The sequence below is a fragment of the Streptomyces sp. NBC_00212 genome, assembly GCF_045206365.1.
In the GTDB taxonomy this organism is placed as follows: Bacteria; Actinomycetota; Actinomycetes; order Streptomycetales; family Streptomycetaceae; genus Streptomyces.
This window is the reverse complement of the sequence record NZ_CP108115.1, coordinates 3,523,468-3,537,370: the sequence shown is the minus strand read 5'-3', so window position 1 is coordinate 3,537,370 and position 13,903 is coordinate 3,523,468. Positions and strand designations below refer to the sequence as shown.

The 13,903-nt window shown below is 70.1% G+C and carries 11 protein-coding genes; 3 read left to right on the top strand and 8 right to left on the bottom strand.

Going from position 1 to position 13,903, the window contains the following annotated elements:
* Positions 1-133: 133 nt before the first annotated feature.
* Positions 134-1,762, top strand: coding sequence for a chaperonin GroEL (gene groL / locus OHA17_RS15970; protein ID WP_406507221.1), 1,629 nt, complete (start codon positions 134-136; stop codon positions 1,760-1,762).
* Positions 1,763-1,860: 98 nt separating this feature from the next.
* On the opposite strand, the gene OHA17_RS15965 is transcribed toward groL, so the two are convergent.
* The 6 genes from OHA17_RS15965 to OHA17_RS15940 all read right to left on the bottom strand — a co-directional run bounded on the left by OHA17_RS15965 (position 1,861) and on the right by OHA17_RS15940 (position 8,386).
* A complete protein-coding gene (locus OHA17_RS15965; RefSeq protein WP_406507220.1) occupies positions 1,861-2,556 on the bottom strand; it encodes an ester cyclase in 696 nt (231 codons plus the stop codon).
* A 77-nt stretch (positions 2,557-2,633) separates the two neighbouring features.
* Entirely contained in the window at positions 2,634-3,662 is a 1,029-nt protein-coding gene (locus tag OHA17_RS15960; RefSeq protein WP_406507219.1) for a hydroxyacid dehydrogenase, read from the bottom strand.
* A gap of 58 nt (positions 3,663-3,720) precedes the next feature.
* Positions 3,721-4,545, bottom strand: a complete 825-nt coding sequence (locus OHA17_RS15955) for a carbohydrate ABC transporter permease (RefSeq protein WP_406510732.1) — start codon at positions 4,543-4,545, stop codon at positions 3,721-3,723.
* A gap of 107 nt (positions 4,546-4,652) precedes the next feature.
* The gene (locus tag OHA17_RS15950; RefSeq protein WP_406507218.1) at positions 4,653-5,621 is read right to left on the bottom strand and encodes a carbohydrate ABC transporter permease; all 969 of its coding nucleotides are present in this window, start codon (positions 5,619-5,621) and stop codon (positions 4,653-4,655) included.
* A gap of 100 nt (positions 5,622-5,721) precedes the next feature.
* Positions 5,722-7,050 (bottom strand): ABC transporter substrate-binding protein, encoded by a 1,329-nt coding sequence (locus OHA17_RS15945; protein ID WP_406507217.1) that lies wholly within the window; start codon positions 7,048-7,050, stop codon positions 5,722-5,724.
* A gap of 172 nt (positions 7,051-7,222) precedes the next feature.
* Positions 7,223-8,386: a substrate-binding domain-containing protein gene (locus OHA17_RS15940; RefSeq protein WP_406507216.1), complete on the bottom strand. Its 1,164-nt coding sequence runs from the start codon at positions 8,384-8,386 to the stop codon at positions 7,223-7,225.
* 478 nt (positions 8,387-8,864) lie between these two features.
* On the opposite strand from OHA17_RS15940, the gene OHA17_RS15935 reads away from it, so the two are divergent.
* Together OHA17_RS15935 and OHA17_RS15930 are read left to right on the top strand one after the other, a co-directional pair.
* Positions 8,865-10,724, top strand: a complete 1,860-nt coding sequence (locus tag OHA17_RS15935) for a DUF2264 domain-containing protein (RefSeq protein WP_406507215.1) — start codon at positions 8,865-8,867, stop codon at positions 10,722-10,724.
* Positions 10,721-12,283, top strand: coding sequence for a right-handed parallel beta-helix repeat-containing protein (locus OHA17_RS15930; RefSeq protein WP_406507214.1), 1,563 nt, complete (start codon positions 10,721-10,723; stop codon positions 12,281-12,283). The genes OHA17_RS15935 and OHA17_RS15930 overlap by 4 nt, the downstream gene beginning before the upstream one ends.
* On the opposite strand, the gene OHA17_RS15925 is transcribed toward OHA17_RS15930, so the two are convergent.
* A complete protein-coding gene (locus tag OHA17_RS15925) occupies positions 12,246-13,019 on the bottom strand; it encodes an SDR family NAD(P)-dependent oxidoreductase (protein WP_406507213.1) in 774 nt (257 codons plus the stop codon). The genes OHA17_RS15930 and OHA17_RS15925 overlap by 38 nt on opposite strands.
* A 146-nt stretch (positions 13,020-13,165) precedes the next feature.
* Entirely contained in the window at positions 13,166-13,834 is a 669-nt protein-coding gene (locus tag OHA17_RS15920; protein WP_406507212.1) for an MOSC domain-containing protein, read from the bottom strand.
* Positions 13,835-13,903: the final 69 nt, after the last annotated feature.

Sequence of the window (13,903 nt, the reverse complement as noted above, 5' to 3'; positions counted from 1 at the left end):
ACCGAAGTACGCGAGTACTTCGAGTTCGAAGCGAATGCTTTGAGAGCTGCGCCCCTGGTCACCCCGCTGATTGCCGGGCGGCGAGGGGCGCAGTGTCATTAACCCGAGTTTTCGAGAGGGCTGAACCGCTCCCATGGCGAAGATCCTGAAGTTCGACGAGGACGCCCGTCGCGCCCTTGAGCGCGGCGTCAACAAGCTTGCCGACACCGTGAAGGTGACGATCGGCCCCAAGGGCCGCAACGTCGTCATCGACAAGAAGTTCGGCGCCCCCACCATCACCAACGACGGTGTCACCATCGCGCGCGAGGTCGAGCTCGACGACCCGTACGAGAACCTGGGCGCCCAGCTCGTCAAGGAGGTGGCGACCAAGACCAACGACATCGCGGGTGACGGCACCACCACCGCGACCGTGCTGGCCCAGGCGCTGGTCCGCGAGGGTCTGCGCAACGTCGCCGCCGGCGCCTCCCCGGCCGCCCTGAAGAAGGGCATCGACGCCGCGGTCAAGGCCGTCTCCGACGAGCTCCTCGCGACCGCCCGTCCGATCGAGGACAAGACCGACATCGCCGCCGTCGCCGCGCTGTCCGCCCAGGACAAGCAGATCGGCGAGCTCATCGCCGAGGCCATGGACAAGGTCGGCAAGGACGGTGTCATCACCGTCGAGGAGTCCAACACCTTCGGTGTGGAGCTTGAGTTCACCGAGGGCATGGCCTTCGACAAGGGCTACCTCTCGCACTACATGGTCACCGACCAGGAGCGTATGGAGGCCGTCCTCGACGACCCGTACATCCTGATCAACCAGGGCAAGATCTCCTCGATCCAGGACCTGCTGCCGCTCCTGGAGAAGGTCATCCAGGCCGGCGCCTCCAAGCCGCTCCTGATCATCGCCGAGGACGTCGAGGGCGAGGCGCTCTCCACCCTGGTCGTCAACAAGATCCGCGGCACGTTCAACGCCGTGGCCGTCAAGGCCCCGGGCTTCGGCGACCGCCGCAAGGCCATGCTGCAGGACATCGCCACCCTCACCGGTGCGACCGTCATCGCCGAAGAGGTCGGCCTCAAGCTCGACCAGGCCGGCCTTGAGGTGCTCGGCAGCGCCCGCCGCGTGACCATCACCAAGGACGACACCACGATCGTCGACGGCGGCGGCAACAGCGCCGACGTCGAGGGCCGCGTCAACCAGATCAAGGCCGAGATCGAGGCCACGGACTCCGACTGGGACCGCGAGAAGCTCCAGGAGCGCCTCGCGAAGCTGGCCGGCGGCGTGTGCGTGATCAAGGTCGGCGCCGCCACCGAGGTGGAGCTCAAGGAGCGCAAGCACCGTCTGGAGGACGCCATCTCCGCGACCCGCGCCGCGGTCGAGGAGGGCATCGTCTCCGGTGGTGGCTCCGCCCTGGTGCACGCCGCGAAGATCCTTGAGGGCAACCTCGGCAAGACCGGCGACGAGGCCACCGGTGTCGCGGTCGTCCGCCGCGCCGTCGTCGAGCCGCTGCGCTGGATCGCCGAGAACGCGGGCCTTGAGGGCTACGTCATCACCTCCAAGGTGAGCGAGCTCGACAAGGGCTTCGGCTTCAACGCCGCCACCGGCGAGTACGGCGACCTGGTCAAGGCCGGCGTCATCGACCCGGTCAAGGTCACCCGCTCCGCCCTGGAGAACGCCGCCTCCATCGCCTCCCTGCTGCTCACGACCGAGACCCTGGTCGTCGAGAAGCCGGCCGAGGAGGAGTCCGAGGCCGGTCACGGTCACGGTCACGGCCACTCCCACTGACGTCGTACGACGTCGGGCCGCAGAACGTGCGAAGGCCCCCGCTCCCGCCCTCCCGGCGGGGCGGGGGCCTTCCCCGTTCTCCCTCGGTGTCGCGTGGCTCAGCCCGCGGCGCCCAGCTGCTTCATGAGCTTCATGGCGTCGTAGTGCCACCAGCCTTCCTGGATCTTGTCGTTCTTGAACCGGAAGATCGTGGTGCCGGTCATGCCGACCTGCTTGCCGGTGGCCGGTATGCCCATGAAGTCGCCCGTGTGGGTGCCGTTCAAGGTCCACAGCGTCACCACGTCGTCGCCCTCGCAGATCTGCCGGTCGAGCTCGAAGGCGAAGTCGAAGGCCGACCGCCAGCCGGTGACGTCGCTGCGGATCCCGTCGGAGCCGACGACCGTGTCCTGCTCCTTCATGATGTCGTGGTCGGCATAGTCGGCCGCGAACACCTCGTCGATCGCGTCGAGGTTGCCGCCCGTGGCGATCTCGTGGAAGAAGCGGCGGGCGGTTGACGCGTTCAACTGGTCGTTGCGCACCACATCCAGGTCCGTGAAGGTGGGCATGCCGTCGCAGAGCGCGACCATTTCCTCGAAGATCCGGTTGGTCTCCGGAAGGTTCGAGTTCGCCATTGCCTCTTCGTACGAGGGAAATTCGATGATCTCGACGAAGTGGGAGCCGTCGGCGCGGTCCTTGCCGATGAGGCTGTGGGAGGCGGTCCGCTTGCCTTTGGTCTGTTCGACCCATCGGTCCATGAGCTGGTCCAGGTCGCTGTACCGCCCGGTCTTGAAGTCGATTACCTGCGCGAATGTCATGGTTCCTCCCGGCTGGCTCTGGGCGTAATACGTCCATTTTAGTGATATTTGAGCCATTTGTGCGGAGGGATGGTGGCTCACGCCGAATGGTGCAGCGCCGCCGGGAGTACGGGATCCGCGAACGGCACCCCGGCCGCGAACCGCTCCACCTCGTCCAGCGACCGATCCGCCATGCGGTGCAGCTCATTGCCAAGGGAGCCCGCGATGTGCGGGGTCAGCAGGACGTTGGGGAGGTCGTACAACGGGGAGTCGCGGGGCGGGAGTTCGGGGTCCGTCACGTCCAGGACCGCGTGCAGGCGGCCCGAGAGGAGCTCGGCGAGCAGGGCGGGCTCGTCGACCAGGGAGCCGCGCGCGGTGTTGACCAGGGTGGCACCCGTCGGCATCAGGGCCAGCCGACGGGCGTCGATCATGTGGTGGGTCTCGGGGAGCTGGGGCGCGTGGACGGAGACGACGCTGCTGCGGGAGCACAGCTCGTCCAGAGGTACCTGTTCAACGCCCAGCGATGCCGCTTCGGTTCCGCTCACGTACGGGTCGTACAGAAGGACCTCGAAGTCGAAGGGGCGGAGCAGTCCGATGACGCGGCGGCCGATCCGGGAGGCGCCGATCAGGCCGACCGTACGGCGGTAGTTGCCGGTGCGGCCGGTCTCGCTCAGCCACGCGGGGGCGGTGCGCAGCTCGGCGTAGTGCCGGGCCGAGCGCAGTACTTCCTTGCCCGCGAAGAGGATCGCGGCCAGCGTGTACTCGGCGACCGGCAGGGCGTTGGCCGCGGCGGCCGACGTCACCGCGATGCCGCGCTCCCAGCAGGCGTCGGTGATGTGGTGCTTGACGGAGCCCGCCGCGTGGACCACCGCGCGCAGGTTGGGTGCCGCGGCCAGGACGTCCGCGGTGAGCGGCGGCGCGCCCCAGCAGGTGAGCAGGACCTGGGCCTCGGCGAGGGCGGCGGCGACCGGTCCGGTGGGCGTCGCGAGGTCGTGGGCGACCAGGTGCGGGTCGGTGCGGGCGAGGGCGGCGAGCCGGGTGCGGTGGCGCTCCGCGAGGAGGCGGTCCGCGATGCCGGGCCCCATCGCGAGCAGCAGAGCGGGCCGATTGTCAGTGGTGTGGTGCATGGTGGGACTCGGGCTCCTCACGAGGCGCTGGCCAGGGGTAACTGGGTGTCCGGGCCGGTCATTTGACGCTGCCGGCGGCGAGCCCGGCCTTCCAGTGCCGCTGCAGGGAGACGAAGGCGACGATCAGGGGGATGACGGCGAGGAGGGAGCCGGTGACGACGAGAGGGTAGTAGCTCGGTTCGGCGTGGGTGTTGCTGTTCCAGGCGTACAGACCGAGGCTCAGCGGGAAGAGCTTCTGGTCGCTGAGCATGACCAGGGGGAGGAAGAAGCTGTTCCAGATCGCGGTGAACTGGAAGAGGAACACGGTCACGAAGCCCGGCATCACCATGCGCAGACCGATCGACCAGAAGGTGCGCAGCTCGCCCGCCCCGTCGATACGGGCGGCCTCCAGGGCCTCGTCGGGGATGTAGCTCGCGCTGAACACCCGCGACAGATACACCCCGAACGGGTTGACCAGAACGGGGATGAGCACCGACCAGTACGTGTTGACCAGGCCGACCTTGCTCGCGAGGAGGTACATGGGAAGGGCGAGCGCCGTGGTGGGCACGAGCACGCCGAGCAGCACGACACCGAACAGCTTCTCCTTGCCGCGGAAGGCGTACTTGTCGAAGGCGTACCCGGCGGCGACGCTGACCAGCGCGCACACGGCGGCGCCGCCGCCCGCGTACAGAAGGGAGTTGAGGTACCAGCGGAAGTACACACCGTCGTTGTACGAGGCGAGCTGCGACAGGTTGTGGCCGAGGTCGAAGCCCTTGAAGGAGAAGGCCTCGCCGGACAGCAGGCCGCCGGTGTCCTTGGTGGCGGCCGTGACCAGCCACACCAGGGGGAACAGCGTGTAGAGCACGGAGAGCAGCAGCGCGCCGTTGACCGCGGCCCTGGACAGCCAGCGGCCCGGTGACCGGTTCGGCGGTGCGGTACGTGGCGGGGTGGCGGCCCCGGTGCGCCCGGCGGTTCTCGGGGAGGCCTCCGCTTCGGCTGTCGTGGGGGAGGTCACGCCTTGGCCCCCTTCCGGTTGGTGAGGCGGGTGACGACGAAGGAGAGCAGGGCCGCGGCCAGCGCGAGGAGCACGGCCGAGGCGGCGGCGAGGCCGTAGTCGTTGCGGCTGAACGCGGCGGTGTAGGCGTACATGTTGGGCGTCCAGGTGGAGGTGACCGTGGAACTGCCGCCCTGGTTGAGGATCAGCGGCTCGGTGAAGAGCTGGAGCGAGCCGATGACGGTGAAGAGCGACACCATCGCCAACGAGGCGCGGATCAGCGGGAGTTTGATGCCGAACGCGGTGCGCCACTCGCCCGCGCCGTCCATGGTGGCCGCCTCCAGGACGGAGCGGTCGATGGCCTGGAGCGCCGCGTAGAAGATCACCATGTTGTAGCCGAGCCATTCCCACAGCGCGATGTTGACGACGGAGGGGAGCGTGCCGTTGGAGGAGAAGAAGTCGAAGCCGATGCCGCCGGAGTCCATGGCCCGCACGACCGGGCTGAGGCCGGGGGTGTAGAGGTACACCCAGATGAGCGCGGCGATGATGCCGGGCACGGCGTGCGGCAGGAACAGCGCCAGCTGGAAGAAGCGGCGGGCGCGGGCCAGCGTCGAGTCGAGCAGCAGCGCGAGCGCGAGGGCGCCGCCGACCATCAGCGGGATGTAGACGACGCAGTAGCCGGCGAGGACCCAGAAGCCCTCGCGGAAGGCCCGGTCGCCCAGCGCCGCCGTGTAGTTGTCGAGCCCGCTGAACACGGAGGTGGCGCCGCCGAAGCCGAGCCCCGACTGCTTCTCGGTGAACAGGCTCAGCCAGACCGCGTACCCGATCGGCACCACCGTCACGGCGGTGAACAGGACGAAGAAGGGGGTGAGCAGCACGCCCGCGGCGGCGCCGGTACGGCTGCGGGTCCCGCGGGGCGTTCCGCGGACCGGGCCGGGCTCGGGTGCCCCGGTGCTTACGGCTGCCGTGCCCTCGTCCTCCGTCATTGCCGCGCCATGACCGCCTCCTCCGTCCGGCAGTCGCTCGCGCGGGGTCCCGCGCCCCCCTCCGGCCTGTCCCGCGGGACGCCCCTTCGCCCTCATCGGGTCAGCCCTCGACCTTCAGTCCGCGCTTCTTCAGCTCGGTGACGGTGGCGTCGTGGGCGGCCTTGATGGCGTCGGTGATCTTCACGGAGCCGCCGGCGACCTTGCCGAGCTGGTCCTTGAGCGTGGTGTTGGTGGTGCCCATGCTCGGGCCCCAGCCCCAGTTGGCGTTGATCGAGCTGCCTGCGGCGTCGAAGAGCTGGTAGATGTCCTGGCCGGTGTAGAAGCTCGTGTCGAAGGCCTTCTTGGCGGTCGGGCGCAGCGCGATGTCGGCCGGGAAGGCGCTCGACGTACCGGACTTGATGCGGGCGTCGATGCCTTCGGGGGTGGTCGACATCCACTTGGCGAATTCGAGCGCCGCCTCGGTCTTCGTGCTGCCCTTGGTCACCGCCCAGGTGGAGCCGCCGAGCATGCCGCTGGCGGGCTTGCCGTCCCAGGTGGGCACGGGGGCCACCGCCCACTTGCCGCTCTGGTCGGGCACGGTGCCCTTGAGGACGCCCGCGGCCCACGAGGCGCCCAGGTAGCCGACCGTGGAGCCGTCCTTGAGCGAGGCCGTCCACTCGGGGCTGAAGGAGACCGCGTTCTGAACGAGCTTGTCGTCGATCAGGCCCTGCCAGTAGTCGGCGACCTTGTTGGTGGCGGCGTCCGCGGTGTTGAGCTTCCAGGTGTCGCCGTCGGCCTTGAACCACTGGGCGCCGGCCTGCCAGGCCATCGCCTCGAAGGTGGTCGGGTCGTCCGGGAAGAACGTGCCGATGCGCGCCTTCGGGTCGGCGGCCTTGGCCTTCTGGGCGGCGGACTTGAACTCGTCCCAGGTCTTGGGGACTTCGATCTTGTTCTTCTCGAAGAAGTCCTTGCGGTAGAAGTACGCCTGCGGCGCCGCGTCGAACGGGATCGCCCAGTTCTTGCCGCCGAGCGTGGTCTGCTGGATCGACTGCGGCAGGAACTGCTTCTTCACGTCGTCGGTCACGTACTTGCTGATGTCCTGGAACGAGCCCTGGCTGACGAACTCCGGGAGCATCGGGTACTCGACGGTGACGAGGTCGGGCGCGTTGCCGGCCTTCACCGCGTTGGAGATCTTGGCGTAGCCGCCGGCGTTGCCGGAGGGGATCTCCTCGAACTTCACCTGGATGTTCTTGTGGGAGGCGTTGAAGGCGTCCACCACGTCCTTGGAGCCCTTCTGCCAGGCCCAGAACGTGATGGTGACGGGCTTGTCGGCGGTGCCCTTGCCCGCGTCGCCCGACTTGCCGTCCCCGCCACCGCAGGCCGTGAGCACGGCGAGAGCGGTGGCGGTGCCGACGAGGGCGGAGGTCGATCTGGTCCAACTGCGGCTCACGGAACGGCTCCTGAACGTGAGGGGACGAGGCGATGGCCGCGATCCTTGGCCCAGTTCTGACCGAAGTCAAGAGCGAAAGTTCGATTGATCGAAAAAAGATCAGAGAAAGGTTGAACGGTCCTGAACGGGCTCGAACGCTCTCTCAGGTGACGTCGTGGGTGACGGTCGCGGCTCAGGACTGAACGCTCGCCGGGCTCCGCAGCGTGTCGGAGGGCGCCCCGCAGGAGGCCCGCACGCGCAGCCTCGGCAGCAGGTCGACATGGCGCCGCGGGGTTTCCTCGGTCCCGCCCGAGCCGCCTGCGGGGGCGCCGCGCAGGCGCTCGATCAGCAGCTCGGCGGCGTACCGCCCGACCTCGTGCTTGGGTGGAGCGACCGCGGTGAGCGGAATGTCGGCGAGGGCGGCCACCTCGTCGTCGTACGCCACGAGCGCCAGGTTCTCCGGCACCCGTACGCCCAGTTCGGCCAGGCGCTGCACGATCCGGATCGCGTCCACGTCGTTGTGCACGAGCGCCGCCGTGGCCTGCCCGGCCAGCACCGCGGCGCGCAGCGCCTGCACGGCCCGCTCGAACCCGGCCGGGTCCGCCTCGGCCGACACCGAACCGATCACCGGGAGCGGCGGCTTGAGGCCGAGCGCGTCGAGCGCGTACCGGTAACCGGCGCGCACCGCGATCGCCGTCGGGCTGTCCGCCCGGGCCACGAGCAGGGGTGTGGTGTGCCCGAGCCCGAGCAGATGGCGCACCGCGATGAGCACGCCGTGGCTGTGGTCCGAGCAGACCCGGTCCAGGTCGTCCAGTTCCCGGCCGGGCACCCCGCGCCGCTCCAGGAGCACCGTCGGCACCGGGAGGCCGGCGATCCAGGCGCCGTGCTCCACCGGGTCGTCCGGCTCCTTCCAGCCCGGCGCGATCAGCAGCCCCTCGGCCCCGGCCGCGAGCAGGCCGGCGGCCCGGCCCGCGTCCTCCTGCGGCCGGTAGTCCGAGATCCGCAGGATCAGCCGGACTCCCGCTGCGGCGGCCGCCTCGTGCGCACCCCGGATGACCTCGGCGAAGTAGTACGTGGCGTTGGGCGCCAGCATGCCGATGACGAGCTCGCGCGAGCCGGGGCCCTGGGCCGAGGCGTGGGCGTGGGTGGCCTGAGGGGTGCCCTCCCCGGCGCCCGGCCAGGACACCGACCCGTGCACCCGGTCGAGCCGTCCTTCGTTGGCCAGGAACTCCACGTCCCGCCGCACGGTCACCGGGGAGACCCCCAACTGCGCGGCGAGCTCGGACACCCGCGCCGAGCCGCGCCCGCGCACCAGCTCAAGGAGTCGGTCATGACGTTCAGCAGCACTTTCTCGCACAGCGGCATCCCCTTCGCGATGTGGCGGCCCGGTGAGCCATGACCCTAATGCAACGTGATCGAACGATGGGAGTTTCGATCATTCGGTCCGATCCATTGACGTTCGATCAGACCGAGTTCTAAGTTCCCAGAGATTTAGCGGGGCCGGATGGGCTCTGGCCGGGTGGGGTTCCGAACGGGTCGGGGCTCTGGCCGGGGCAGGTCCTTAACCGGGCGGGCCGGGCCGTGAGCTGGGTGCAGCCAGACCCCAAGGCCCGGACCACAGCCTGACCCCGAGCCGGGGCTGCGGGGACCCGCCGATCCGTCGGAGCCGCGCGACCCCGACAAGCCGTGCGGTTCCGACGAGCCGGGCCAGGCCGGACGAGGCCGCCCGGTCCCGCCCGCCGGTCCCGGTGGGTCGCCCCGTACCGCCCCGTACCGGGTCCAACAGCCCCCGCCGATCCCCACCCGCCGTCCACCACCGTCTCCAGGGGGACACCATGCCCACCCCGTCCGAGAACCGGGAGCTCAGCCCCTACACCGCCTGGACCCGTGCGCACTGGGAGCGGTCGGCGGATCAACTGCTCCTGGCCGTGCGGCCCTACGCCTCGCCGCGGCGCGGGCTGATCAACCTGCCCGGCGCCCGGCCCAGCTGGTCGGGGCCGCGCTCCGACGGGCTCGAAGGCTATGCCCGCACCTGGCTGCTCGCGGCCCTACGCGTGGCCGGGGCCCGGGGCGACGACCCCCACGGTCATCTGGACCGTTACGCCGAGGGGCTCAACTCAGGCACCCAACTGCCGGTCTCCACAAGCGAGTTGAGCTCGACGTCTCCCGACGCCTGGCCGCTCACCACCCACGTACGGCAGGCGATCGTCGAGTCGGCCTCGGTCGCCCTCGGTCTCCGGCTCACCCGCCCCTGGCTGTGGGGCAGGCTCGACGACCGCACCCGTCAGCGCGCCGTCGACTGGCTGCTGCCCGCCCTCGGCCCGTCCCCGGTCGACAACAACTGGTGGCTGTTCGGCCTCACCGTCGCCGGATTCCTCCAGGACGCCGGCATCGAGACCGACCGCGCCAAGACCACCATCGAGCGCGCCCTGGAACGCATCGACCAGTGGTATCTCGGCGACGGCTGGTACAGCGACGGCCCGAACCGCGCCTTCGACCACTACAACGCCTGGGCCCTCCACTTCTATCCCGTCCTGCACGCCCACCTGAGTGACGACCAGGAACTCCTTGACCGCTACGGCCCCCGTCTCCGTGCCCAACTCGACGCCCACACCCGCCTGTTCGGCGCCGACGGCGCTCCGATGCCGTACGGGCGCTCGCTGACGTACCGGTTCGCCGCCGCGGCCGCACCCTGGCTCGGCGCGCTCACCGGTCACACCCCGCTCACTCCCGGCGCCACCCGCCGACTCGCCTCGGGCACCCTGAAGTACTTCCTCGACCGGCCCGAAGGCCGGCGCGCGACCGACGCCGCCGGGCTGCTCACCCTGGGCTGGCACGGCCCGTACCCGCCGGTCATCCAGCACTACTCGGGCCCCGCATCCCCGTACTGGGCGTCCAAGGGCTACCTCGGACTGCTGCTGCCGCCCGAGCACCCCGTATGGACGGCCGTCGAGGAGCCGCTGCCCGCCGAGACCGAGGACGCCACCGTGACCCTCGGCCCACCGGGCCTGCTGATCCAGTCGACGGCCGGGGACGGCCTGGTCCGCCTCCACAACCACGGCAGCAACCACCATGCCGACGGCGGTGCGGACGAGGACCCCTGCTACTCCCGCTTCGCCTACTCGACCGGCACCGGACCCACCTCCGACGGCGTGCCCGACAACCACTTCGGGCTGCTGACGAAGGAGGAGTGCACCACCCGGGGCCCCGCCGTCCCGCTCGGCAGCGGTCCCGGCTGGGCGGCATCCCTGTCCGAGCCGCGGCCGGGCCCGCCCGGTGTGCGGATCGTCTCGGTGACCCTCGCGCACGGCCGCGCCGAACTCCGCGCCCATCTGGTCACCGGGGCCGAACCGGGCACCCCCGTCCGCCAGACCGGCTGGGCCACCACCCCCGGCCGCACCGCCCAGCTGCACCCCGTGCACGGCTACGCGGCCGAAGTGCGCCAACTGGCCGCCGGATCAACCCTGTTCGGGCCCGACTCGGATATTCGGGCGCTCCACGGAGCGACCGGCCCCGCACCGTCCCTGTTCATCGCGCTCGCCTCCCTCACCGCCGAACCGGACCCGAGCCCGGTCCACACCCTCGCCGACATCCAGGTCACCGGCCACACCGTCCGGGTGACCTGGCAGAACGGAACCACCTGTCAGCTCGTGCTCGACTCCACCTCCCCAACCGTCCGTACGGAGGACATGTGAGATCCCGCCACGCCGCCGCGGCCCTCGCCGCCACGGCGGCCGTCACGCTCGCCGCCCCCATCGCCAACGCCGCCCCGCACCACGGGCGTACGTACTACGTCGACTGCTCGGCCACCGCCCCGGGCGACGGCAGCGGGCAGCACCCCTGGACCACGCTCACCGAAGCCAACTCCCAGACGTACGGCCCCGGCGACCACTTGTTTTTCAAACGAGGGGCGACGTGCGCCGGTTCCCTGATCCCGCGGGGAATCGGATCGCCCTCCGCGCTCTTCACCATCGCCGACTACGGCGGCGGCCCGGCCAGCGCCCACCTCGACGGCGCCGGCGCCCAGGACGTCGTACTGCTCTCCAACACCCAGTACGTGCACGTCAGCGGCCTGGAGCTGACCAACTCGGCCAGCCCCGGCGGCATCCGCAACGGCATCCGGCTGCGCCTGACCGACTACGGGACCGCCCGCGGTTTCGAGCTCGACCACCTCTACATCCACAACGTCCGGGGCGGCGACTTCAAGGCACTCGGCGGATCGGGCGCCATCCAGATCACGGTCGAGGGGACGGCGAAGGCCAGCAGTTACGACAGTCTGGACATCCACCACAACCGCATCGAGGACATCGACCGGGAAGGCATCTACTTCAAGTCGACCTTCTCCAAGCGGGATCTGGTCGGCGAGCAGCAGGACCCGAACGCCTTCCCCGGCCCCTGGACCCCCTCCACCCACGTCCGCATCCACCACAACACGCTGACGGACCTGGCCGGCGACGGCATCAAGCTGGACACGACCAGCGGCGCCCGCGTCGACCACAACCGGGTCGATGGCTTCCAGCTGCGCTCGCCCTCAGCCAACGCGGGCGTGTGGACGTTCAACACCGACGCCACCACGATCGAGTACAACGAGGTCTCCGGCGGCGGCAACACCCACGACGGCATGTCCTTCGACGCCGACGGCGCGTCCCGCGGCACCGTCTTCCAGTACAACCACAGCCACGACAACAAGGGCGGCTTCCTGCTGATCTGCCCCTACAGCGGCGCCAAGACCCTGGACACGGTGGCCCGCTACAACATCAGCAGCAACGACGGCGCCCGCCTCGTCCAGAACTGCTGGGGGCCGATCCTCAACACGCGGATCTACAACAACACGTTCCGCAACGACGCCTCGACGACACCCGGCTACCTGGTGCAGGACGACGCGGGCAGCCCCGCCACCACCCAGCACGAACTCGTCGTGCGGAACAACCTCTTCGTGGGCGAAGGCAGCGGCGGCTACGCGTTCAAGAACCCCACCGCCGGGCTGCTCCTCGACCACAACGTCTTCCACGGCATCGACATGGCCCGCCCCAACCCCGGCGGCAGCACCGCGGACCCGCTCCTGCGCGCCGACTTCCGGCTCGCCCAGGGCTCCCCGGCCCTCGCCTCCGGCGCCGTCGTCGCCGACAACGGAGGCAGGGACTACTTCGGCAACCCGGTCTCCACGACGGCCGCCCCGAACATCGGCGCCTACGCGGGGTGCGGGCTCAACTCGCTCACTTGGGGCCGTACTTGCGGCCCGTCTTGGAGGTGATCCCGCCGAGGAGGCCGCGCGGCGCCAGCTTCACCGCGCCCATCAGCGCCTTGTAGCGCGGGTCGGGGATCGAGAGCGACTTGCCGCGCGCGAGGTCGGTCAGCGCCGCCGCCACCAGCTTGTCGGCGTCCAGCCACAGCCAGCCCGGGATGTTGTCGGTGCCCATGCCGGCCCGCTGGTGGAACTCGGTCCGCACGAAGCCGGGGCACAGCGCCATCAGCCGCACCCCGGACCCGGCGAGGTCACGGGCCGCGCCCTGGGTGAACTGGACGACCCACGCCTTGGACGCGCCGTAGGTGCCGCGCGGTACGAAGGCGGCGACCGAGGCCACGTTCACGACCCCGCCGCGCCCGCGCTCGCGCATCGAGGCGGTCGCCGCCGAGGTCAGCCTGAGAACCGCCTCGATGTGCACCTTGATCATGGTGAGTTCGTCCGCCATGGACACTTCGAGATAGCGGCCCTTGTTGCCGAACCCCGCATTGTTGACCAGGAGATCGACCGGCTGCCTGGGCTGCGAGAGCCGTGCCTCGACCGCAACGATCCCGTCCTCCGTGGACAGGTCGGCGGTCAGCACCTCGGCCTCGATGCCGTGCCGGTCGTGCAGCTCGGTGGCCTGCTCGCTCAGCCTCTTGGTGTCCCGGGCCACCAGCACCAGATCGTGTCCATCGGCCGCGAGGCGCCGCGCGAACGCGGCGCCGATGCCCGCCGTCGCTCCCGTAATCAGTGCAGTCGTCATAGGCGCACGTTAATGCCCCCGGTGGGCGTGCGGTGACCGCCCCCACCGGGCCGCCCAACCGGTCGTGATCCCCATGAACTGTCCCAATGGCGACAGTCTTTGAGGGGTTTGTGGAGATCTTGAGGGAAGCGGGTTGGGCCCCGTTCCTATGAGCCGTGCTTGGCCAGGTACTTCCGTACGGTCTCGACCGCCTCGGGCTCCAGGGCGTCGCCCGCCGCCAGGGTGCGCGGCAGCAGCGCCCGCTCGGTCGTGAACGCCCGGAACCAGAAGGCCACCGAAACTTCGTGATCCGGTCGCTCGATCACCTCGATCGGGTCGCCCCCACGGATCTCGCCCGGTGCGATCACCCTGAAGTACGCCCCCGGAACCGCCGCCTGTGTGAAGCGCCGGACCCAGCCCTTCTGATCGAGCCAGCCCCCGAACGTCCGGCAGGGGATCCGTCCGGAGGCGACTTCGAGGACCACGTCGCGGCCTATCCGCCAGCGCTCGCCGATCCGGGCACCGCTCACGTCGACGCCGTACGTCGTGAGGTTCTCGCCGAACGAGCCGTTCGGCAGCTCGCGGCCGAGCTCCGTGGCCCAGGCGTCCAGGTCCTCGCGGGCGTAGGCGTAGACCGCCTGGTGGTCGCCGCCGTGGTGGCGCAGGTCGCAGACGGTGTCGCCCTCCACGCCGCTGGCGCCCACGCCCTTGGGGCCCGGAGCGAAGACGCGGACCGCACCGCTCACCGGCCGCTTGTCGATGCCGGTGACGCCACCCTTGGCGTCGGTGTAGCCGACGGCCTTGGCGCGGCCCAGGTTCACAGAAAGAAGCTCCATAGGGGAACGCTAGCCGAGCCAAACCCAAAGCAGCGACCGATTTCTCGCCGCGCCCTCCAAGATTCGCTT

Excerpts from the sequence above, each read along its gene's own strand:
- groL (WP_406507221.1), top strand. The coding sequence starts at position 134 with ATGGCGAAGATCCTGAAGTTCGACGAGGACGCCCGTCGCGCCCTTGAG.
- OHA17_RS15965 (WP_406507220.1), bottom strand. The coding sequence starts at position 2,556 with ATGACATTCGCGCAGGTAATCGACTTCAAGACCGGGCGGTACAGCGAC.
- OHA17_RS15960 (WP_406507219.1), bottom strand. The coding sequence starts at position 3,662 with ATGCACCACACCACTGACAATCGGCCCGCTCTGCTGCTCGCGATGGGG.
- OHA17_RS15950 (WP_406507218.1), bottom strand. The coding sequence starts at position 5,621 with ATGACGGAGGACGAGGGCACGGCAGCCGTAAGCACCGGGGCACCCGAG.
- OHA17_RS15935 (WP_406507215.1), top strand. The coding sequence starts at position 8,865 with ATGCCCACCCCGTCCGAGAACCGGGAGCTCAGCCCCTACACCGCCTGG.
- OHA17_RS15925 (WP_406507213.1), bottom strand. The coding sequence starts at position 13,019 with ATGACGACTGCACTGATTACGGGAGCGACGGCGGGCATCGGCGCCGCG.
- OHA17_RS15920 (WP_406507212.1), bottom strand. The coding sequence starts at position 13,834 with ATGGAGCTTCTTTCTGTGAACCTGGGCCGCGCCAAGGCCGTCGGCTAC.